Annotated in this window: 16 protein-coding genes; 14 read left to right on the forward strand and 2 right to left on the reverse strand. The window is 61.7% G+C overall.

Annotated features, from left to right (window positions below):
• Positions 1-15 precede the first annotated feature (15 nt).
• From PSH64_RS13270 to PSH64_RS13315, 10 genes are all read left to right on the forward strand, one after another.
• Entirely contained in the window at positions 16-1464 is a 1449-nt protein-coding gene (locus PSH64_RS13270) for a serralysin family metalloprotease (protein WP_105341740.1), read from the forward strand.
• 67 nt (positions 1465-1531) lie between these two features.
• Complete coding sequence (locus PSH64_RS13275) at positions 1532-1954, forward strand: AprI/Inh family metalloprotease inhibitor (RefSeq protein ID WP_305480907.1); 423 nt, start codon at positions 1532-1534, stop codon at positions 1952-1954.
• A gap of 211 nt (positions 1955-2165) precedes the next feature.
• Positions 2166-3941, forward strand: coding sequence for a type I secretion system permease/ATPase (locus PSH64_RS13280; protein WP_305480908.1), 1776 nt, complete (start codon positions 2166-2168; stop codon positions 3939-3941).
• Complete coding sequence (locus PSH64_RS13285) at positions 3938-5287, forward strand: HlyD family type I secretion periplasmic adaptor subunit (protein ID WP_105341733.1); 1350 nt, start codon at positions 3938-3940, stop codon at positions 5285-5287. Before PSH64_RS13280 ends, PSH64_RS13285 begins: the two co-directional genes overlap by 4 nt.
• A gap of 2 nt (positions 5288-5289) precedes the next feature.
• A complete protein-coding gene (locus PSH64_RS13290; protein ID WP_305480909.1) occupies positions 5290-6660 on the forward strand; it encodes a TolC family outer membrane protein in 1371 nt (456 codons plus the stop codon).
• 221 nt (positions 6661-6881) lie between these two features.
• A complete protein-coding gene (locus tag PSH64_RS13295) occupies positions 6882-9839 on the forward strand; it encodes an autotransporter serine protease (protein ID WP_305481147.1) in 2958 nt (985 codons plus the stop codon).
• A gap of 195 nt (positions 9840-10034) precedes the next feature.
• The gene (locus PSH64_RS13300; protein ID WP_305480910.1) at positions 10035-13082 is read left to right on the forward strand and encodes an autotransporter serine protease; all 3048 of its coding nucleotides are present in this window, start codon (positions 10035-10037) and stop codon (positions 13080-13082) included.
• 23 nt (positions 13083-13105) lie between these two features.
• A complete protein-coding gene (locus PSH64_RS13305) occupies positions 13106-14803 on the forward strand; it encodes a polyurethanase (RefSeq protein WP_305480912.1) in 1698 nt (565 codons plus the stop codon).
• A 103-nt stretch (positions 14804-14906) separates the two neighbouring features.
• Positions 14907-16760: a polyurethanase gene (locus PSH64_RS13310; protein WP_305480913.1), complete on the forward strand. Its 1854-nt coding sequence runs from the start codon at positions 14907-14909 to the stop codon at positions 16758-16760.
• Positions 16761-17045: 285 nt separating this feature from the next.
• Positions 17046-17411, forward strand: a complete 366-nt coding sequence (locus tag PSH64_RS13315; RefSeq protein ID WP_305480914.1) for a hypothetical protein — start codon at positions 17046-17048, stop codon at positions 17409-17411.
• Positions 17412-17440: 29 nt separating this feature from the next.
• On the opposite strand, the gene PSH64_RS13320 is transcribed toward PSH64_RS13315, so the two are convergent.
• The gene (locus PSH64_RS13320) at positions 17441-18367 is read right to left on the reverse strand and encodes a glyoxylate/hydroxypyruvate reductase A (RefSeq protein WP_305480915.1); all 927 of its coding nucleotides are present in this window, start codon (positions 18365-18367) and stop codon (positions 17441-17443) included.
• 272 nt (positions 18368-18639) lie between these two features.
• Here PSH64_RS13320 and gabT point away from each other — a divergent pair, with 272 nt between their 5' ends.
• The 4 genes from gabT to PSH64_RS13340 all read left to right on the forward strand — a co-directional run bounded on the left by gabT (position 18640) and on the right by PSH64_RS13340 (position 22742).
• On the forward strand, positions 18640-19932 hold the full coding sequence (gabT, locus tag PSH64_RS13325; protein WP_305480917.1) for a 4-aminobutyrate--2-oxoglutarate transaminase: 1293 nt from the start codon (positions 18640-18642) through the stop codon (positions 19930-19932).
• Positions 19933-20028: 96 nt separating this feature from the next.
• The gene (locus tag PSH64_RS13330; RefSeq protein ID WP_305480918.1) at positions 20029-20685 is read left to right on the forward strand and encodes a 2-haloalkanoic acid dehalogenase; all 657 of its coding nucleotides are present in this window, start codon (positions 20029-20031) and stop codon (positions 20683-20685) included.
• A gap of 45 nt (positions 20686-20730) precedes the next feature.
• On the forward strand, positions 20731-21219 hold the full coding sequence (locus PSH64_RS13335) for an Lrp/AsnC family transcriptional regulator (protein ID WP_008055821.1): 489 nt from the start codon (positions 20731-20733) through the stop codon (positions 21217-21219).
• A 317-nt stretch (positions 21220-21536) separates the two neighbouring features.
• Positions 21537-22742 (forward strand): DUF1624 domain-containing protein, encoded by a 1206-nt coding sequence (locus tag PSH64_RS13340; protein ID WP_305480919.1) that lies wholly within the window; start codon positions 21537-21539, stop codon positions 22740-22742.
• A gap of 169 nt (positions 22743-22911) precedes the next feature.
• Here the strand turns inward: PSH64_RS13340 and PSH64_RS13345 are convergent, their stop codons facing one another.
• Complete coding sequence (locus PSH64_RS13345; RefSeq protein WP_305480921.1) at positions 22912-23625, reverse strand: cupin domain-containing protein; 714 nt, start codon at positions 23623-23625, stop codon at positions 22912-22914.
• Positions 23626-23669: the final 44 nt, after the last annotated feature.

Below are 23669 nucleotides of genomic sequence, written 5' to 3' on the forward strand. Positions count from 1 at the left end.
CAAGGAAGTGTGTTTATGTCGAAAGTAAAAGACAACGCTATTGATCTTGCCGAACAGGCCTTTGCACCATTGGCTGCCGCCAGTTCTGCCTACAACCAGATCGATAGTTTCAGCCATCAGTATGATCGGGGCGGCAATCTCACGGTCAATGGCAAACCCTCCTTCTCCGTCGACGAGGCCGCCACCCAGCTGCTGCGTGACGGCGCTGCCTACCAGGACAAGGACGGCAGCGGCAAAATCGAACTCACCTACACGTTCCTGACCTCGGCGTCGTCGAGCACCATGAACAAGCACGGCATTACCGGGTTCAGCCAGTTCAATACGCAACAGAAAGCCCAGGCCGTGCTTGCCATGCAATCCTGGGCCGACGTGGCCAATGTCACCTTCACCGAGAAGTCCTCCGGCGGTGACGGTCACATGACCTTCGGCAACTACAGCGGTGGTCAGGATGGCGCAGCGGCATTCGCCTATCTGCCTGGCACGGGCGCCGGTTATGACGGTACTTCGTGGTACCTGACCAACAGCAGCTACACGCCGAACAAGACGCCGGACCTGAACAACTACGGCCGTCAGACCCTGACCCACGAAATCGGTCACACCCTGGGCCTGGCGCACCCTGGCGATTACAACGCCGGTGAAGGCGCACCGACTTACAATGACGCGACTTACGGGGAAGACACCCGCGGCTACAGCGTCATGAGCTACTGGAGTGAAAGCAATACCGACCAGAACTTCAGCAAGGGCGGTGTGGAAGCCTATTCCTCCGGCCCGCTGATGGACGATATCGCCGCCATCCAGAAGCTCTACGGCGCCAACACCACCACCCGTACCGGTGATACCACCTACGGCTTCAACTCCAACGCCGGTCGCGATTTCCTGAGCGCGTCTTCGTCGTCGGACAAAGTCGTGTTCTCGGTGTGGGATGCGGGCGGCAAGGACACCCTGGACTTCTCCGGTTTTACCCAAAACCAGAAGATCAACCTCAATGAGGCTTCGTTCTCCGACGTTGGCGGCCTGGTGGGCAACGTGTCCATCGCTAAAGGTGTCACCGTCGAGAACGCGATTGGCGGTTCGGGTAGCGATTTGCTGATCGGCAACAGCGTGTCCAACGAACTGAAGGGCGGTGCCGGCAACGACATCCTCTTCGGCGCGGGCGGTGCGGACAAACTCTGGGGCGGCTCGGGTTCGGACACCTTTGTGTTCGCGGCCAGCAGCGATTCCAGGCCAGGCGCGGTCGACCAGATCCTCGATTTTGTCAGCGGCCTGGACAAGATCGACCTGACCGGCATCACCAAAGGTGCGGGCCTGCATTTCGTGAACTCGTTCACCGGTGCGGCAGGCGATGCAGTGTTGACTACTTCGGGCGGCAACAGCCTGTTGTCGGTGGACTTCTCCGGGCACGGCGTGGCTGATTTCCTGGTCAGCACCGTTGGCCAGGCGGCGTTCTCGGACATCGTGGCCTGATTCAAGGCATAAAGGAGGGCGGCGCTTTAGGCGTCGCTCTCTGCCCCGATCCAGAGTAAAACGCCCGATGACCCAGAACGCTTTTACCTGCAAAACAACCGCGTGGCTGTTAGCGACGCTAATGATGTTTCTTGGAGAATTAGCCATGGCAAGCAGTCTGAAACTAGCCGACCCGTCGGAGCTCGCCGGCGAATGGCAAGCCATTTTAAATACCGCGCAAGACTCGCCCGAGTCCCAGGTGCTCCAGGACAAGCCATCGAATGTCTGCACGATTGACCTTAAATTGAACCAGACCTTGGGCGAAGGTGCTGCCTGCCTCAGCGCCTGGTTGAACACGCCGGCGATTGGCTGGTTCCCGGAACCGGACGGCATTGCGGTGACCGGTGAAGAAGGCTCAAAAATTGTGTTTTTCAGCCGCCAGCAGGAGGGGCTTTATAAAAGTACGTTGAAGTCAGGGCTGATTATTACGCTCACGCGCGCAGCGAAATAAGCGAGAAAAGTCGGGCCGATGGCAGGTGCTGAATATAAAGACCGTTATTGCAGTTATAAGCAACACATCAATAACCGGAACTCTTTAAAGTCCATAAAGAGTTGTTATCAGTCTGTAAGCACTAACCGCAAAAGAATGTCTCGACCCGTGCGCGGACAGTTAATCGGAACTTCGCCAGGTATGGCGAGGAATGACACCTCAGGAAAAACCAATGAAGATGGCGAAGAGCCCGCCCACCGCACCGTTATTCAAGGCACTGGGCGACTATAAGAGCATCTTGATCAGCGTCGGCTGTTTTACCGCATTGATCAACGTGCTGATGTTGGTCCCGTCGATTTATATGCTCCAGGTTTATGACCGGGTGCTGTCGTCGCAAAACGAAACCACACTGGCGATGTTGTCGCTGATGGTGGTCGGATTCTTCGCCTTCATCGGGCTGCTGGAGACCGTGCGCAGTTTCATCGTCATCCGCATCGGCAGCCAACTGGAGCGCCGTTTCAACCTGCGGGTGTATCAGGCCGCTTTTGAGCGCAACCTGTTCAAGGGCGAGGGCAACGCCGGGCAATCCCTGGGCGATTTGACCCATATTCGCCAGTTCGTCACCGGCCCGGCGCTGTTTGCCTTCTTCGATGCGCCGTGGTTTCCGGTCTATCTGTTCGTGATCTTTCTGTTCAATGTCTGGCTCGGCGTATTGGCCACCGCCGGTGCGGTGCTGCTGATCGGGCTGGCCTGCCTCAACGAGGCCATGACCAAAAAACCTTTGGGCGAAGCCGCGGGGTTTTCCCAGAAGTCCAGCCAACTGGCCACCAGTCACCTGCATAACGCCGAAACCATTCAGGCCATGGGCATGCTCGGCGCCTTGCGCAAGCGCTGGTTTGGGGTGCACTCGCGTTTTCTCGGCCTGCAGAATCAGGCCAGCGATACCGGCGCGGTCATCAGCTCCCTGAGCAAAACCCTGCGCCTGTGCCTGCAATCCCTGGTCCTGGGATTGGGCGCCTTGCTGGTGATCAAGGGCGACATGACCGCCGGGATGATGATCGCCGGTTCCATTTTGATGGGCCGGGTGCTGAGCCCCATCGATCAGTTGATCGCTGTGTGGAAACAGTGGAGCGGCGCCAAACTCGCTTACCGCCGCCTCGACGCCTTGCTGCAAGCCTTTCCTCCGAGTGACGAGGCCATGGCGCTGCCGGCACCGAAAGGCCAGATCACGTTCGAGCAAGTCAGCGCCGGCCCGCCGGGGCAGCGGGCAGCGACCTTGCACATGGTCAATTTCAACCTCGGCGCCGGCGAAGTGCTGGGCGTGCTCGGGGCTTCCGGCTCCGGTAAATCGACCCTGGCCCGGGTGCTGGTCGGCGTCTGGCCGACGCTGGGCGGCACGGTGCGCCTCGATGGCGCGGACATTCATCGCTGGAACCGCGACGACCTCGGCCCGTACATCGGTTATCTGCCCCAGGACATCGAATTGTTCAGCGGCAGCATCGCGGAAAACATCGCCCGATTCCGTGAGGCGGATCCGCAAAAGGTCGTCGAGGCCGCGCAGCAGGCTGGCGTCCATGAATTGATCCTGCGCATGCCCCAGGGCTACGACACCGTGCTCGGTGAAGACGGCAGCGGTTTGTCCGGCGGTCAGAAACAAAGGGTAGCCCTGGCTCGCGCGTTGTACGGCCACCCGAGCCTGGTGGTGCTGGATGAACCGAACTCCAACCTCGACACCGTCGGTGAAGCGGCACTGGCCGGCGCCATCGCACACATGAAGGCCCGGGGCACCAGCGTGATTCTGGTTACCCATCGCTCTTCGGCCCTGGCCCAGGCCGACAAACTGCTGGTGCTCAACGAAGGTCGCTTGCAGGCCTTCGGCCCAAGCCAGGAAGTGCTCAAGGCGCTGTCCGGCGCTCAGGAGCAGCAACGTGAAAAAGCCGCACAGGCACCGGGCGGGCTCAGCATGAGCCGGCAGTATCAGCCCACGACCAGGAATTCCGGTGTATGAGCAGCACACGCATGAACAACGCTAGCGAAGCGACGATGGAACACGATTACATTGCCGAACGCCCCGAGCGCGACGCCCGTTTCTTCGCCCGCATGGGCTGGATTCTGGCGATCGTCGGCGCCGGCAGCTTCTTCACCTGGGCGAGCCTCGCGCCGCTCGATCAAGGCATTCCGGTGCAAGGCACCGTGGTGGTCTCGGGCAAGCGCAAAGCCGTGCAATCGATGAGCAACGGCGTGGTCAGCCAGATTCTGGTGCGCGAAGGTCAAGTGGTGAAACAGGGCCAGCCGCTGTTCCGCCTCGACCAGACCCAGGTCGCGGCCGACGTGCAATCGCTGCAGGCGCAATACCGCATGGCGTGGGCCAGCCTGGCGCGCTGGCAGAGTGAACGGGACAACCTCAAGCAGGTGAATTTCCCCGCTGAACTGAGCAACGATCCCGACCCGCGCCTGGCGCTGGTGCTTGAAGGCCAACGGCAATTGTTCAGCAGCCGCCGCGAAGCGTTTTCTCGTGAACAAGCCGCGTTGCGCGCGAACATCGAAGGCGCCGGCGCGCAACTGGCCGGCATGCGCCGCGCGCGCACCGACCTGACCGCCCAGGCCAGTTCCCTGCAACAACAATTGAGCAATCTTCAGCCTTTGGCGGACAACGGCTACATCCCGCGCAACCGCTTGATGGAATACCAGCGTCAGCTGTCGCAAGTACAGCAACAACTGGCAGAGAACGCCGGCGAAAGCGGCCGGGTGGAGCAAGGCATCCTCGAATCCCGGCTGAAGCTGCAACAGCACAGCGAGGAATACCAGAAGGAAGTGCGCAGCCAACTGGCCGACGCGCAGCTCAAAAGCGTGACCCTGGAAGAGCAACTGACTTCCGCCGGCTTCGACCTGCAACACAGCGAAATCATCGCCACCGCCGACGGCATCGCGGTCAACCTCGGGGTTCACACCGTAGGCGCGGTGGTGCGTCAGGGTGAGTCGCTGCTGGAAATCGTTCCGCAAGGCACCAGCCTTGAAGTGGAAGGGCACTTGCCGATCAATCTGATCGACAAAGTCGGCACGCACTTGCCGGTGGACATTCTGTTCACCGCGTTCAACCAGAGCCGTACCCCGCGAGTGCCGGGCGAAGTCAGCCTGATCTCCGCCGACCAGATGGTCGATGAGAAAACCGGTGCGCCGTATTACGTGCTGCGCAGCAGCGTCAGCGATCAGGCCATGGAAAAACTCAACGGCCTGGTGATCAAGCCCGGCATGCCGGCGGAAATGTTCGTGCGCACCGGTGAACGTTCACTCCTCAACTATTTGTTCAAACCGCTGCTCGACCGGGCAGGCTCCGCGTTGACCGAGGAATAAGGATGTTCGGTTGTATGAATAAGCTTTCCCTGCTCGCAGCGACCCTGGCGTTGCTGACGTGCAACAGTGCGATGGCCATGGGGCCGTTCGACATCTATGAGCAAGCGTTACGTAATGATCCAGTGTTCCTCGGTGCCATCAAAGAGCGCGATGCCGGCCTTGAAAACCGCGCCATCGGCCGCGCCGGGCTATTGCCGCGGCTGGGTTACAACTACAACAAGGGGCGTAACTCGTCCAAGGTCACACAACTGAATGACCGCGGTAACAGCCAGAGTGAAGATCGCAACTACAGCAGCTACGGCTCGACCTTGACCCTGCAACAGCCATTGCTCGACTACGAGGCTTACGCGGCGTACCGCAAAGGCGTGGCGCAATCGCTGTTCGCCGATGAAAACTTCCGGGGCAAGAGCCAGGAACTGCTGGTTCGCGTGCTGGAGAATTACACCAAGGCGTTGTTCGCCCAGGACCAGATCGACATCGCGCGCGCGAAGAAAAAAGCCTTCGAGGAGCAGTTTCAACAGAACGAGCAGATGTTCCGCCAAGGGGAAGGCACGCGTACCGATATCCTCGAAGCCGAGTCCCGTTACGAACTGGCGACCGCCGAAGAAATCGAAGCGCGTGACGAACAGGATGCGGCCCTGCGCGAGTTGGGCGCCCTGATTGGCGTGCCGGCTATCGATATCGGCGACTTGACGCCGCTGGATCAGAACTTCCAGACCTTCACCCTGCAACCGGCCAACTACGACACCTGGCATGAGATGGCAGTGGCCAACAACCCGAACCTGGCCTCCCAGCGGCAGGCGGTGGAAGTGGCGCGCTATGAGGTCGAACGCAACCGCGCCGGGCACCTGCCGAAAGTCAGCGCCTATGCCTCGATGCGTCAGAACGAATCGGAAAGCGGCAACACCTACAACCAGCGCTACGACACCAACACCATCGGCATCGAAGTCAACGTGCCGCTGTATGCCGGTGGCGGGGTTTCGGCCTCGACCCGGCAGGCCAGCCGCACCATGGAACAGGCCGAGTACGAACTGGACGGCAAGACCCGGGAAACCTTGATCCAGCTGCGCCGCCAGTTCAGCGCCTGCCTGTCGGGGGTCAACAAGTTGCGGGCTTATCAGAAAGCACTGACGTCGGCTGAAGCACTGGTGGTCTCGACCAAACAAAGCATTCTGGGCGGCGAACGGGTCAACCTCGACGCATTGAATGCCGAACAACAACTATTTACCACCCGCCGGGATCTGGCGCAGGCACGCTACGACTATCTGATGGCCTGGACCAAATTGCACTACTACGCCGGCACCTTGAACGAACAGGATCTGGCCAAGGTGGATGAGGCGTTCGGCCAGGGCCCGGCAATGAAAAAACCGTAACCCTGTGGCGAGGGGGCTTGCCCCCGTTGGACGGCGAAGTCGTCCCAAAACCGGAACCGGTGATTCAACAGATATGCCGCAGCTGTCGGACTCACGACTGCTACGCAGCCGAACGGGGGCAAGCCCCCTCGCCACAGAGGACCTGAGTAAACGACGCAATATCACCCCCTGAACCGGGGCCTACAACTCTAAAAACGCCAAGAAAGCGAGATGTCATGCACATGGACGTACAGATCAAGCCGATGTCGGTCGGCGCGCTATTGCTCGTGATTTCATCAGCGCCGGGTTCGGCCCAGGCGCAGTACCTGGAAACCGGCACCCTCGGTGACCCGGCCAGTTGGCGTTCGGCGGAGTTCCAGCGCGATTGGGGCCTGGGGCGGATGCAGGCAGATCAAGCCTATGCCGCCGGCATCACCGGCAAAGGCGTGAAAATCGGCGCGCTGGATTCCGGTTTCGATTCCAGCCATCCCGAATTCGCCGCCGACCGCTATCACGCAGTGACGGCCAGCGGCAGCTATGTCGATGGCTCGGCGTTCAACGTCGACGGCACGCTCAACACCAACAATGACTCCCACGGCACCCACGTCACCGGCACCATGGGCGCTTCCCGGGATGGCAGCGGCACGCACGGTGTGGCGTTCAACGCGCAAATCTACGTCGGCAACACCAACAAGAACGACAGTTTCCTGTTCGGTCCCACCCCCGACCCGCGCTACTTCAGAGCGGCCTACAACGCCTTGGCGGATGCCGGCGTACGGGCGATCAACAACAGCTGGGGCAGCCAGCCGCCGGACGTCAGCTACCGGACCCTCGACGACCTGCACGCCGCCTACGCCCAGCACTGGAACAAAGGCACCTGGCTCGATGCCGCCGCCGATGTTTCACGCCGTGGCGTGATCAACGTGTTCAGCGCCGGCAACAGCGGTTACCCGAATGCCAGCGTCCGCTCGGCCCTGCCGTATTTTCAGCCGGACCTGGAAGGCCACTGGCTGGCGGTATCGGGGCTGGATCAAAGCAACCAGCAGAAATACAACCAGTGCGGCATCGCCAAGTATTGGTGCATCACCACGCCGGGCGCGAAGATCGACAGCACCATCCCCGGTGGCGGCTACGCGATCAAATCCGGGACCTCCATGGCCGCGCCGCATGCCACCGGGGCACTGGCGCTGGTGATGGAGCGCTATCCGTATATGAACAATCAGCAAGCGCTGGAGGTGCTGCTGACCACCGCAACCCGGCTCGACGGTTCGATCACCGAGGCTCCGAGTACAAACCTCGGCTGGGGCGTGGCCAACCTTGAGCGGGCAATGCGCGGACCGGGGCAATTGCTCGGCGCGTTCGACGCCCATCTGGGGGCAGGGCAGAGCGATGTCTGGAGCAACGACATTTCGGACAAGGCGCTGATCCAGCGTCAGGCCGAAGATGCCGCCGAGCACAGCGCCTGGCAACAGACCTTGAAGGACAAAGGTTGGGAGAATGGTCTTGCGGCCGGTGCCAGTCAGCAGGATCAGACTGACTATGCGGTGGGTATGGCGAGGGATTCCGCCGCCGCCAGCCGAGTCTACGAAGGCAGCCTGATCAAGTCCGGCGCCGGACGGTTGATGCTCACTGGCAACAACACTTATCGCGGCCCGACCACGGTCAACGGCGGGCTGCTGGCGGTGAACGGTTCGCTGACATCGGCGGTCACCGTCAATGCCAGCGGCACCCTCGGCGGTAACGGACGAATCGCTGCCTTGACTGCCAATGCCGGCGGCACCGTGGCCCCCGGTAATTCCATTGGTACGTTGCAAGTCAGTGGCGATGTGACGCTTGCGCCGGGGTCGACCTATGCCGTCGAACTCTCGCCTGGCAGCAGCGACCAGATTATTGCCGGCGGCACGGCCACGGTCAGTGGCGCAACCGTCAGCCTGTCCCTGGAAAACAGCCCGACCTTGCTCAGTACCCAACAAGTGCAAAGCCTGCTGGGGCATCAGTACAACATCCTGCAAGCGGCGGGTGGCATCCAAGGCCAGTTCGGCGCGGTGCTGCCCAACTATGTGTTCATCGGCGGCAGTCTCGATTACGCCGCGACCGGCATTCAGCTGAGCGTTGAACGCAATGCCACGACCTTCGCCAGCGTCGGGCAAACCCCCAATCAGCGTGCCGTCGCAACTGCCGTGGAAGGGCTTGGCGCGGGCAATGCGGTGTACGAAAGCCTGCTGCTGTCGCCGACCGCGAGCTCGGCGCAACAGGCGTTCCGGCAATTGTCGGGGGAAATCTACCCGGCGCTGGGCTCGGTGTTGATCAATGACAGTCGCTACCTGCGCGATGCGGTGGGCGAGCGTCTGAATGAAGCCAACGGTTCCCATGGCAATGGCTGGATCAAGGCATTGGGCGCCTGGGGCAAGACCGATGAACGTCATGACACGGCGGGCTACACCACCTCGATTGGCGGTTTGCTCGCGGGTGTCGATGGCGCGGTGGATGAGCAAACCCGTATCGGCCTGGTCGCCGGTTATAGCGACAGCTCGGTCAACATGGGCTCTGGAACGCATTCATCGGCGCAGGTCGACAGCTATCACCTGGGCGCCTATGCCGGCCACGAAATGGGCGCCTGGCGCTTGAGTGCCGGCGGTGCCTACAGCTGGCATCGGGCCGACGTCAAACGTGACCTGCAATACGGCGACGTCAGCGCCAAGCAGAAAGCCAAGGTCGATGCCGGGACCACCCAGGTGTTCGGCGAAGCGGCGTATCGGCTGAACCTGCAACCCCTGGCTTTGGAGCCGTTCGCCAATCTGGCTTACGTGCACCTCGACACCGAGGGTTTCACCGAGAAAGGTGACGCCGCCGCGCTCAAAAGCAGCGGCGACCGGCGTGACGTGGTGCTCGGCACGCTGGGCGTACGCGCGCTGAAAACCCTGGCGTTATCCGGCCAGCAACAGCTGGACCTGAGCGGCAGCCTCGGTTGGCAGCACAACCTGAGCAACACCGATTCCGAAGAACACCTGGCGTTTGCCAGTGGTGGCGCACCGTTCGCGGTGGAGAGCTCGCCCCTGGTTCGCGACGCGGCGCTGGTGGGCGCCCATGCCAGCCTGGTCTTGAGCCGGGACATTCGGTTGAACCTCGATTACACCGGCCAACTGGCCAGCCGTGAGAAGAGCCATGGCGTCGGGCTGAGTCTCAATTGGCAGTTTTAACCCGGGCGAGGGGGCTTGGTGCAATCCCTGTGGGAGCGGGCTTGCTCGCGAAAGCGGTGTGTCAGGCGACATCAATGCCGACTGACACTCCCTCTTCGCGGGCAAGCCGCTCCCACAGGTTCCGCGCCTTGACTCAGAGGAATTGGACCCCCTGGCCACAAGGATTTTGGCAACACAACTAAGGACGGTAGTTTGATGAATAACAAGTACAACAAACTTGCCTTGCTCTGCGCATGGGCAACCCTGGGCACCGCACACGCGGCGCCCTACGTGGAAAGTGGCAGGGTCGGTGACCCGAACAGTTGGCGCAGCGCGGAGTTCAGCGCCGACTGGGGTCTGGGGGCGATCAACGCTCAGGACGCCTACGCGGCCGGTTACACCGGCAAAGGCGTAAAACTGGGGATCTTCGACCAGCCGGTCTACGCCTTGCACCCGGAGTTTTCCGGGGCCGATAAAGTGGTCACGCTGGTCACCAGCGGCATCCGCGAATACACCGACCCGTACATTCCGGTCAAAGCCGGGGACGCCTTTCTCTATGACGGTTCGCCCTCTGTAGGTTCCAACGGCAAACTCGGCGCCCACGGTACCCACGTTGGCGGAATCGCCGCCGGCAGTCGCGATGGCGGGCCGATGCACGGCGTCGCCTTTGGCGCGCAGATCATCAGCGCCGACAACGGCGACCCCGGCCCGGAAGACGGCATCATCCGTGGCAACGACGGCGCGGTGTACAAGGCCGGTTGGGACGCCCTGATCGCCAGCGGCGCGCGGATCATCAACAACAGTTGGGGCATCGGCATCACCGACCGCTTCGACCTCGGCGGCCGGGACCCGGCCTACCCGCACTTCACCGTGCAGGACGCGCAACTGCAGTTCAACGAGATCCAGACCTTGCTCGGGACCAAACCCGGCGGTGCCTACGACGGCGCCATCGCGGCGGCCCGCAGCGGCATCGTCACGATCTTCGCCGCCGGCAACGACTACAACCTCAACAACCCGGACGCCATCGCCGGCCTCGGTTACTTCGTCCCCCAGATCGCGCCGAACTGGATGACCGTCGCCGCGTTGCAGAAGAACCCGGACATCAACAGCCCCGACCTCTACACCATCAGCACCTTCTCGTCGCGCTGCGGCTACACCGCGAGTTTCTGCGTGTCGGCACCGGGCAGCCGGATCTACAGCTCGATCATCAGCGGCACCAATGCCGCTGACCTGACCACCGGCTACGCCAACTACAACGGCACCTCGATGGCGGCGCCACACGTTGCCGGCTCGGTGGCGGTGTTGATGGAACGCTTCCCGTACATGACCGGCGCGCAAGTTGCCAGCGTACTGCGCACCACCGCCACCGACCTCGGCGCACCCGGCGTCGACGCGCTGTACGGCTGGGGCATGATCAACCTGCGCAAAGGCATCGATGGCCCGGCGATGTTCGTCACCGAGCAGGACATTCCCGAGGAGTTCCGCATCAACGGCGCCTACGGCTCCAGCCAGTTTGTCGCAGACTTGCCGGGCATCGGCGCGATCATCGACGCCGGCAAACCCACCGAGCGTGTGTGCAATGACGTGCACTGCGGGCTCGACTTCTGGCGCAACGACATTTCCGGCCATGGCGGCCTGACCAAGCAGGGCATCGGCACGCTGGTGCTGACCGGCGCCAACACCTACACCGGCCCGACCCTGGTCAATCAGGGCCGATTGGCGATCAACGGTTCGCTGCTGTCGGCGGTCACTGTCAATGACAGCGGCATTCTCGGCGGTAACGGCAGTATCGCGGCGCTGACCGCGAAAAGCGGCGGCACCGTGGCCCCCGGCAACTCCATTGGCACCTTGCAGGTGGCGGGCGACGTGACCTTCGAACCTGGTTCGACCTACGCCGTAGAACTGTCGCCCACCAGCAGCGACCAGATCATCGCCGGCGGCAAGGCGATCATTGACGGCGCAACGGTCAGCCTGTCGCTGGAAAACATCCCGACGCTGTTGACCACCGGCGAGGCGAAAACCCTGCTCGGCACTCAGTACAACATCCTGCAAGCGGCCGGTGGAATCGAAGGGCGCTTCGGTGCGGTGGTGCCGGACTACCTGTTCCTTGGCGGCACCCTCGACTATTCGGCCGGCGGTATTCAACTGGCCGTGGTGCGTAACGCAACATCCTTCACCAGCGCCGGCCAGACCCCGAACCAACGGGCCGTGGCCGCTGCCGCCGAGCAACTGGGCGCAGGCAATCCGCTCTACGAAACCCTGCTGCTGTCACCGACCGCCGCTGACGCGCAACAAGCGTTCCAGCAACTCTCCGGTGAAATTCATCCGGCAATCGGCACGCTGCTGATCAACGACAGCCGCTACTTGCGCGATGCCGTCGGTGAACGTCTGCGCGAGCACGATCTGTTCGACGCCGCGGCACCGACCGATGACCGCAGCAACGCCTGGCTCAAAGTGCTCGGCGCCTGGGGCAAGAGCGATGGCGGGCATGACAACGCCAGTTCCAACAGCTCCATTGGCGGGCTGCTGGCCGGTGTCGATGGCTTGATCACTGAACATACGCGTCTGGGTTTCGTCACTGGTTATAGCGACAGCTCGTTGAGCATGGGCGATGGCACACACTCTTCAGCCTCGGTCGACAGCTACCACTTGGGCGCCTACCTGGGCCATGAAATCGACGCGCTGCGCCTGAGCGTCGGCGGTGCTTACAGCTGGCATCGCATCGACGTCAAACGCGACCTGCAATTCGGTGACGTCAGTGGCAAGCAGAAATCCAAGCGCGATGCGACCACCGCACAACTGTTCACCGAAGCGGCCTATCGCCTGGACCTGCAACCGCTGGCACTGGAGCCGTTCGCCAACCTGGCCTACGTGCATTTGAACAGCGACAGCTTCAGCGAAAAAGGTGATGCCGCCGCACTCAAGGGCGGCGAAAACAACCGCGATGCGGTGCTCTCGACCCTCGGCCTGCGGGCGAGCAAAGCCATTGCGCTGTCCGACCAGAAACAACTGGAACTGTCCGGCACGCTCGGCTGGCAGCACAACCTGAGCAACACCCGTTCCGAAGACCATCTGGCCTTCGTCAACGGCAACACCGCGTTCAGCGTGCAAAGCGTGTCGATGGACCGCGATGCGGCAGTGGTCGGGGTTCGTGCCGGACTGGCGCTGGGCCGCGATACCCGTTTGAACCTGGATTACAACGGGCTGCTCGGCTCCCGGGAAAAAGACCACGGTGTGGGCCTGACCCTGGACTGGCAGTTCTGATTTGACCCAAAGGAAGCCACAACATGGGACTGTTTGATTACAAAAATGCCGGCAGTGAGGCCGGCAAGGCGTTGTACTCCGACGCGATCGCGTTGACGCTCTACGCATACACGCCCACCGGCCAACCACTGCCAGCGACAGGTTGGGCGCCGATTGGCGCCACAGCCTTGGGCTATCAGGGCAAGGTCGGGCCTCAAGGCACTTTCTATGGCGAGAAGGATGGCTTCACCAGCGCCGAAGCCGAAATCCTCGGCAAATACGACGGGGCAGGGAAGCTGATCGGTCTCGGTATCGCCTTCCGTGGCACCGGCGGCCTGGGCTACAGCGACACCTTTGGCGACATGAAAAACAACCTGCTGGCCGCAGTCGGCCCGGTGGACTACGCGAGCAACTACGCGAAAAACGCCTTCGACACCTTGCTCAAAAACGTCGCCGCGTTTGCCATCGCCCACGGCCTGAGCGCCAAGGACGTGCTGGTCAGCGGGCATAGCCTCGGCGGGTTGGGGGTCAACAGCCTGGCGGAACTGAGCGGCAATAACTGGGGCGGATTCTTCAAGGACGCCAACTACATTGCCTTCGCCTCACCGACCCAAAGCGCCACCGGCAATAACGTGCTGAACATCGGTTACGAGAACGACCCGGTGTTCCGCGTGCTCGACGGCACCACCTTCAGCAGTGGCTCGCTGGGCAAGCACGACGGTCATCAGGATTCGGCGACCAACAACATCGTCAACTTCAATGACCAGTACGCGTCCACCGCGCAGAACCTGGTGCCGTTCAGCATCCTCAACCCGCTGAACTGGTCGGCCCATGGCTCGTTGGGCTATGCCGACGGCTTGAACCGGGTGATCGACTCGCGCTTCTACGACCTCACCGACAAGGACTCGACGCTTATCGTGTCCAACCTGTCGGAGTCGTCCCGAGGCAGCACCTGGGTCGAGGACCTGGGCCGCAGCGGCGAGCCCCACACCGGTAGCACGTTCATCATCGGTACCGACAGCAATGACTGGCTCAAGGGCGGCGCCGGCAATGACTTCATCGAAGGTCGAGACGGTAACGACCGGTTCCGCGATGACGGCGGCTATAACCTGCTGCTGGGCGGCAAGGGCAGCAACACCTTCGAGGTGCAGAAGCCGTTGCAGAACTTCAGCTTTGCCAATGACGGCGACGGCACCCTGTATGTGCGCGACGCCTACGGCGGCATCAGCATGACCCGCGACATCGGCGCGCTGGTGAGCAAGGAATCGGGCTCGTGGTGGGGCAGCAAGGAGGTGACCTACAACGTCACCGCCAATGGCTTGCTCAATGGCACGGAACTGACCCACTACAACCACTCGCTCAACGGCGACGCCTACGGCAACACGCTGGTGGCCAGCGTCGACGGTGACTGGCTGTTCGGCAATGCCGGCGACGACCTGCTGCGCAGCGATAAAAGCCACGTGACCTTCGTCGGTGGCGCGGGCAATGACGTGATGCATGCCTCGGGTGGCGGCAACACCTTTCTGTTCAGCGGCGCCTTCGGTTTCGACGCGATCAATGGCTACCAGGGCAGCGACAAACTGGTGTTCATGGGCGTCCAGGGCGCGGGGCAGGGCTATGACTACACCCAGCACGCGACCCAGGCCGGCAACGACACGGTGCTGAAGATTGGCGATTACGCCGTGACGCTGGTGGGGGTGGGACTGGATAACCTGTCGGCTTCGGGATTTGTATTTGCCTGAAAAAACCGAATGAAAGCATTGCACTAAAGACACTGGGGCGCCCCATAGCGGGGCGTCCCGGCTGTAGCTGTCTCTGATAAATCCAACAAAGAGAGGCAATACCATGGGTGTGTATGACTACAAGAACTTCGGCGCAGCAGACTCCAAGGCGTTGTTCAGCGATGCCATGGCGATCACGCTGTATTCCTATCACAACCTCGACAACGGTTTCGCCACCGGTTACCAGCAAAACGGCTTCGGCCTGGGCTTGCCGGCCACCCTGGTGACCGCGCTGATCGGCGGCACCGACTCCCAGGGCGTGATCCCCGGCATTCCCTGGAACCCCGATTCGGAAAAGGCCGCACTCGAAGCCGTGCAAAAGGCCGGCTGGACACCAATCACCGCCGCGCAACTGGGCTATGACGGCAAGACCGATGCCCGCGGAACCTTCTTCGGCGAGAAGGCCGGCTACACCAGCGCCCAAGTGGAGATCCTCGGCAAGTACGACGCCCAGGGCCACCTCACGGAAATCGGCATCGCTTTTCGCGGCACCAGCGGCCCACGGGAAATCCAGATCGGCGATTCCATCGGTGATGTGATCAACGATTTGCTGGCGGCGATCGGCCCCAAGGATTACGCGAAAAACTATGCGGGCGAAGCCTTCGGCAATTTGCTCGGCAAAGTCGCGGCGTTTGCCCGGGCCAACGGGCTGTCAGGCAGCGATGTATTGGTCAGCGGTCACAGCCTCGGCGGGTTGGCGGTCAACAGCCTGGCGGACTTGAGTAGCGAAAAATGGTCCGGGTTCTATCAGGATTCCAACTACATCGCCTACGCCTCGCCGACCCAAAGCAGCAGCGATAAAGTGCTGAACATCGGTTATGAAAACGACCCGGTGTTCCGCGCCCTCGATGGCTCGTCGGCCAACCTGGCCACGGTAGGCGTGCATGACGCTCCCAAGGATTCGGCGACCGATAACATCGTCAGCTTCAACGACCATTACGCTTCAACGGCGTGGAATGTGCTGCCGTATTCGATTCTCAACATTCCCACCTGGATCTCGCACTTGCCCACCGGATACGGCGACGGCATGACCCGGGTGCTGGAGTCCAAGTTCTACGACCTGACCAGCAAGGACTCGACGATCATCGTCGCCAACCTCTCGGACCCGGCGCGAGCCAACACTTGGGTCCAGGACTTGAACCGCAACGCCGAAACCCACAAAGGCAGCACCTTCATCATCGGCAGCGACGGCAATGACCTGATCCAGGGCGGCAAGGGCAACGACTACATCGAAGGCCGCGACGGTAACGACACCTTCCGCGACAGTGGTGGCTACAACATCCTGTTGGGCGGCAAGGGCAGCAACGTGCTGGACCTGCAACAGTCGGTGAAGAACTTCGTCTTCGCCAATGACGGCGCCGGCAACCTGTACGTGCGCGACGCCAATGGCGGCATCAGCATCACCCGCGACATCGGCAGCATCGTCACCAAGGAGCCGGGGTTTCTCTGGGGGGTGTTCAAGGACGACGTGACCCACAGCGTCACCGCCAATGGCCTCACCGTCGGCAGCAACCTGACCCAGTATGCCTCAAGCGTGAAGGGCACCAGCGGCGCCGACGCCCTCACGGCACACGCAACGGGCGACTGGTTGTTTGGCCTGGACGGCAACGACCACTTGATCGGCAGCAGCGGCAATGACGTGTTTGTCGGCGGGGCGGGCAATGACCTGATAGAGTCGGGTGGTGGGGTCGATACCTTCCTGTTCAGCGGCGCGTTCGGCCAGGACCGGGTGGTGGGCTATCAGGCCAACGACAAACTGGTATTCCTCGGGGTGCAGGGCGTTGCGCCAAACGACGACTTCCGCGCCCATGCCACGGCGGTGGGGCAGGATACGCTGCTGACGTTTGGCAGTGATTCGGTGACTTTGGTGGGTGTCGGGCTGGACAGTTTGTCCGGTAGCGCGATTGTGATCGCCTGAGGGTGATGCGGCGCCGGTAAGGGCCTCTTCGCGAGCAAGCCCGCTCCCACATTTTGATCGCGGGTGTACCCATATTGGGTGTTCACTGAAGATCGAATGTGGGAGCGGGCCTGCTCGCGAAGAACGATAACGCGGTAAACCTGCCTGCCTACGTGACTCACCGTTCATTCCCGGACTCCAATACCTGCCTCAACAGGAACTGGCCCTAAAGCATCAGCCCATCCACGCGTTATCCCTATGACGCCGGTGCTGCATGCCGCCATTGAGTACAGGAGATTTTGCAACGTGAGTAACAGCAAGAGGTACAGCTTCGGTCTGGCGTTGGCCTTGTTATCGGCAACCGCCGCCGCAGAACTGCCTCAGAGCTCGATTCTGACCCGTTACGGGGTCACCTCCGATCAACTGCCGGAACCGGCAGCAACCGAAACCGCCAAGCCCATCGAAGAAAAAAGCCGCTTCCAGCTCCAGCCGGAACAGCCCTGGGTGACGTTGCGCCTGGGCGATGGCAAACAACCGGAGAAGACCGGCAACATCAGCATTGACCGTTCGATGCAGCAGGAACAGGAGCGCTGCCAGCGGATGCAGGAACAGCTGATCCGGCGCGGTGGGCAATACATTTCCTGCGATAACAGCATTCCGGGCACCCACTAAACATCGAGCGCCCGTTACGGCATGGGCGTTCAATAACCCTGCACGCGATCGATCTCGCCGAGCATCGGCTCACCCCGTTGATGCCGGCGGATGTTCTCCAGCAACACCCCGAACGCGCTTTCCGGCTGAGTCATCGCGGCGATGTGCGGCGTCAGCAGAATCTGCGGGTGGTGCCAGAACGGATGATCCGCCGGTGCCGGTTCCTGTTGCAGTACATCAAGGACTGCGCCGCTCAAGTGCCCGCTGCCCAGGGCCTCCAACAGATCCTTTTCTATCAAATGTGCGCCACGGCCCATGTTGATCAGCGCCGCGCCTTGGGGCAGTTGCGCAAACAGACTGCGATCAAGAATGCCCTGGGTCTGTTCGGTCAATGGCAACACGCACAACAGAATGTCGCACTGGCCGAGGAACGCCGGCAGCTGTTGGTTACCGGCATAGCAATCGACCCCCGCAATGTGATGGGCACTGCGCGCCCAGCCGGACAAGGCAAAGCCCAGCGGTTGCAAGGTCGCCAGAATCTGTTGCGCCTGAGCGCCGAGCCCCATCACCCCGACCCGACGCCTGGCCGCCGGTTGCAGCAAATGCGCCTGCCAGCAGCGGGCCATTTGTTGCTGGCGGTAGCGCAGCATGTCGCGGTGCAGGCTGAGTACGGCAAAAGTCGCGTATTCGCACATGCCACGGGTGATGCCCGGATCCAGCAGACGCACCACCGGCAAGCTCGCCGGCAGGCGTGCGAGGTCGAGTTGATCGACGCCGGCGGACAGGGCAAACAGCACTTGCAGATTCGGCAGCAGCGCTTCGAGATCGTCAGGTGCCTGCCACGCGGCCAGGTATTGAATGTCCTTCGGGTCGCCGATGTCCGGCCAGGCGCGCCATTCGATATCCGGGGCGTGCTCGGCAAACAGCGCTTGCCACTGTTGGCCGCGCACAGGGTCAGCTTTATACAGCAGGGCCATGGGCATTTCCTGAAAGGTGAAGGGGCTGCCCATCATCGCGCAACGCTGGCGCAGGATCTGTCGAAAGCAGCGGGTTCAACGGGTTGAGTAACGCTGTATCAGCCCTGCACCGGCAGATTCGGCGGGCTGAAGGAATCTGCCGTTTGGCGGGGTGAAAACAGTCGATCCGAATTTCTCAGGGGGCAAGTTCGGCGTAGTTCGTTTCGCGCAAGCCTTAACCTGAACACCATCGCAACCACTTCCCGGTTGCCGGACTCACGATGGGAAATGCCATGAACAGCAAAGTCGACGAAACCCCTCATTTGCTCCGTCAGCGCGATCAATTCGTGCCACGAGGCCTGGTTACCGCGCATCCGTTGGTGATCGATCGGGCCCAGGGTTCAGAATTGTGGGACGTGGATGGCAAGCGCTACCTGGACTTTGTCGGCGGCATTGGCGTGTTGAATATCGGCCACAATCACCCGAAGGTGGTCGCGGCGGTGCAGGCGCAGTTGCAGAAAGTCTCCCACGCCTGCTTCCAGGTGGTGGCTTACAAGCCCTATCTCGACCTGGCCCAGCGCCTGTGCGAAATGATCGGCGGGCAGGAGGCGTATAAAGCGGCGTTCTTCACCTCCGGCGCCGAAGCGGTGGAAAACGCGGTGAAGATCGCCCGCGCCCACACCAACCGCTCAGCGGTGATCGCCTTTCGTGGCGGGTTCCATGGCCGGACCTTGCTCGGCACCACGCTGACCGGCATGAGCCAGCCGTATAAACAGAACTTCGGGCCGTTCGCGCCGGAGGTGTTCCACACCCCGTATCCGAATGCCTATCGCGGCGTCACCAGCGACATGGCGCTCAAGGCGCTGGACGAATTGCTGGCCACCCAAGTGGCGCCCGAGCGGGTCGCGGCAATCATCATCGAACCGGTGCAGGGCGATGGCGGTTTCCTCGCGGCACCGGCGGAGTTTCTTCAGGCCCTGCGCGCCCTGACGGAAAAACACGGCATCGTGCTGATCCTCGATGAAATCCAGACCGGTTTCGGTCGCACCGGCAAATGGTTCGGTTTTCAGCATGCCGGCATTCAGCCGGACCTGGTCACCGTGGCCAAGAGTCTGGCTGGCGGTTTGCCGCTGTCCGGTGTGGTCGGCAAAGCCGAGATCATGGACGCGCCATTGCCCGGCGGCCTCGGCGGTACTTACGGCGGTAACGCGCTGTCGTGCGCGGCGGCGCTGGCGGTGATCGAGGCCTACGAACAAGAGCAGTTGCTGGCCCGTGGCGATGCCTTGGGCGAACGCCTGCGTCAGGGCTTGTTGCGCTTGCAGGCCCGTTACCCACGGATCGGCGACGTGCGCGGCAGCGGCTTCATGCTGGCGATCGAGCTGATCAAGGATGACGAGGCGCGTACCCCGGATGCCGACCTCAACCAACGGCTGATCGACGAGGCCCGGGCCGGTGGCTTGCTGGTGATCAAATGCGGCGTGCAACGCAACGTGCTGCGCTTCCTCGCACCGCTGGTGACCACCGAAGCACAGGTCGATGAAGCGTTGCAGATTCTCGACGCGGCACTGGCACGAGTCTTGAACTGAGCTCACGCCAGCTCACGGGCGCTGCCACACGGCATCGCCCGTGAGCATTTATGGAGCATGGATTGATGGAATGCATCATCGGAGGCTTTACACACCATGGGGCTGACTGATTATCGAGCGTTGCTGATCGATTGCGATGAGGTGCTGGTGGATCGTGATTCCGGAGTCTGGGCGGCGTTGCAGCCGCTGCTCGACAGCCGTGGCGGTCACCCGGACAAGGCTCAGGTGCTGGCCGAATTCAGCGAGGTGGTGCGGGCGCTGTACCCGCGTTTCGGCGAGTTGGGCTTCAGTGGTTTGCTGTGTTTCGCACACCGTCAACTAGCCGAGCGCTGGGAGTTGAAAGCCAGCTGGGAGGAGGGCATGAGCTTCGCCCGGTCCGTCGTCGGCTGGTCGTTGTTCGAGGATGCACCCGGCGCCATGCTGTATTTGCGCAAGTTCTATCGCCTGCTGGTGCATGGCGACCGTGACGCCGAGGATCGCGGCCTGCTGTGCGAACGCCTGGGGATCATGCCCGACGATTTTATTTCCCTGGCCAGCGACCCACTGCGGGATCACGATTGGCTGGCGGCCAATGAACTCGATGCCCATAGCATCCTTCAGGTGACCCGGCCTGGTGCCCGGCAACCGGGGCCGGGTGCGGTCTGCCTGATCTGTCGCGGCCGGGGCAGACACCCGACGCCGTGTGCGGCGGACTACTGCATCAACAGCATGGCGGATCTGGTGGCTCAGCATCAGCTGTCTTTACGGCGCTGATTTTGCTAGAAGATTGTCCTACAAACGGCAGTCAAGAGGTACGCAATGGAAGGTTTAGTCAAACTGGACCGGATCGACATCAGCATTTTGGTCGAGCTGCAAAAGGACGGGCGCATGACCAACGTCAGCCTGGCCGATGCCGTGGGCCTGTCGGCCAGCCCCTGCCTGCAACGGGTCAAGCGGCTGGAGTCGGCCGGGTATATTTCCAGCTACAAGGCTCACTTGAACCTGGCCAAGATCACCGACTCGGTCACGGTGTTCACCGAGATCACCTTGAGCGACCACAAGCGCGAAGACTTCGCCAAGTTCGAGTCCAATATCCGTCTGGTCGATGAAGTGCTCGAATGCCACCTGATCAGCGGCGGCTACGATTACCTGGTGCGCTTCATGACCCGCAGCATCCAGCATTATCAGGAAGTGATCGAAAGCCTGTTGGACAAGAACATCGGCATCTCCAAATACTTCAGCTACATCGTCATCAAGTCACCCGTGCTCAAGGATGGCGTGCCGCTGCGCAAATTACTCCGTCACTGAAACTGACTCCGCGTTCCCCCCGTTCCCTTGCAGCCTGCCGCGCCTTCGAAAGAGGCACGCGACGGGCTGATGCCGCAATTCCCTGTGGGAGCGGGCTTGCTCGCGAAAGCGGTGTGTCAGGCGACATCGATATTGAATGTGCCGTCCTCTTCGCGAGCAAGCCCGCTCCCACAGGTTCCTCATGCACTTCGTATCGAAAGGAAGGTCAGGTACCCTTGCCGCGGGCGCCGTCGCGGCTGCCGGCATCGGAAGTTGCCAGGCTGAAGAAACAGGGCTGAGCCAGCGGTAGTCCACAGACCAAGACATGAGTGACTGATATGACCCTATCCACAAGCGTGGCAGGGCAGGCGGGAAGTGTTTCCCCTGCGCTTGCCACCAGCGTTGCCAAAACCAACACCCGGATGCTCGCCATCGATGCCCTGCGCGGCTTCGTCATGCTGCTGATGCTGATCGACCATGTGCGGGAAACCTTTCTGCTGCACCGCCAGGTCAGCGACCCGATCGATGCGCTGAGCGTGACCCCGGACCTGTTCTTCACCCGCCTGCTGAGCACCCTGTGCGCCCCGGTGTTCATCTTCCTCACCGGGTTGTCGGCCTGGCTCTACAGCCAGAAACACACGGCCAATGAAACCTCGGTGTTCCTGCTCAAGCGCGGGCTGTTCCTGGTGTTTCTGGAACTGACGTTCGTGTGCTTTGCCTGGAACGCCGAGTTCCCGCCCAAGACGCTGTGGCTGCAAGTGATCTGGTGCATCGGCATCTGCATGATCGTGCTCGCTGGGTTGCTGCACTTCAAGCGCGGCTGGCTGATCGTACTCGGGGTGGCCATTGTCGCCGGGCACAACCTGCTCGATGGCGTGACCGTGGGGCCGGAGTCGCCGGTCTTCGTGCCGTGGTCGATCCTGCATCAGCGGGTATTCATCGACATCACCGAGTTCACCCGGGCTCGCACCACGTATCCGGTGTTGCCGTGGATCGGCGTGATTCTGCTGGGCTGGGCCATCGGGCCATGGTTCGGCAAGGACATGGAACCGGCCGAGCGGATTTCCCGCTTGCTCAAAGTCGGATTCGGCCTGCTGGCGGCGTTTGTGTTCATCCGCTATCTGAACGTTTACGGCGAGAAACCCTGGGTGCAGACCGGTGATTCGCTGCGCACTTTCATGAGTTTCATGAGCGCGAAGAAGTACCCGCCGTCACTGATGTTCCTGATGCCGACCCTCGGCCTGGGGCTGATTCTTTTGGCGTTGTTCGAGAAGGCTCAGGATCGCTGGTCCACCGCGACCCTGGCGGTCTACGGCGGTGCGCCGATGTTCTTCTATTTGCTGCACCTGTATGTGCTGAAGGCCATGTACCTGGTGGCCGTCGCCATCTGGGGCGCCAATCAGGGAACCTATTACGGCTTCGACAACCTGCCCATGGTCTGGCTGTGGAGCGTGATTCTCGGGGTGCTGCTGTTCTTCCCGACGCGCTGGTTCGCCAATCTCAAACAGCGCCGTCGCGACATTGCGATTCTCAAATACCTCTGAGCCGCTCTTCCCCTCCCATCGGGCGGCGCGTAGACACATTTACTGAGTTCAGCACCAATACCTGTGGGAGCGGGCTTGCTCGCGAAGACAGCGGTACAGTCAATATTGATGTCGCCTGACACACCGCTTTCGCGAGCAAGCCCGCTCCCACAGTTCAAATCGGTCAGCGCTATTTGACGGCATACACCTTGCGCACATACCGCGCACTGCTCCAGGCGCACGGTGCGCCTTGCGGCACGAACACGGTGTCGCCGGGGTTGACGGTTACGCTGGTTCCATCCGGCGCCTGCAAAGTCACGCTGCCTTCGAGCAGGTGCATCAGCTCGTTGAGTTTGTGCGCTCGGCCATGGCGGGTGTACGGCGTCGAATCCCAGACGCCGACACGCAGATCAGTGGCGTCATCTTCGAAGGCATTGCGCGAACGGCACTGGGGCGTAGGCCCGATCAGTATCTGCGGTTCCGGTGCCGCCGAAGGGGACAGCATCGCCAGCGGGTCGAGCGCTGTCAGCCCCGGTTTCTGTTCGGCACTGGGGCTGGTGACGGCGCAGAAGGCCCAGCACGTATTGGGTTGTGCCTGAAACCTGAGCGCCGTTCCGCGACCGATCACGGCGCTGGCACCGATGCCCAGTTCCAGAACCTGTTCCCCGGATTGCAGTACGACGTGCCCGGCATGGATCACGATCACTTCGGTGTGCGGGAAGTCATCGATATTGAGGGTTTGGCTCGTGTGAACGAGGCCCGCCGAGATGCTGTCGGACCCGATGTAGGCGATCTGACGACCGTCCATGAACGGATCGATGGAACTCAAGGGCGCTGCCTTGAAAGACGTAGAAACACGGCTGCCGTCGGCGCGCGCCAACAGCAGAACGGTAGGTTGAGACATACGGGTGACGCTCCCTGCAAATGGGGGGTAGAAGGTGTTGGATG

It is taken from the genome of Pseudomonas sp. FP1742, assembly GCF_030687145.1.
Taxonomy (GTDB): Bacteria; Pseudomonadota; Gammaproteobacteria; order Pseudomonadales; family Pseudomonadaceae; genus Aquipseudomonas; species Aquipseudomonas frederiksbergensis_D.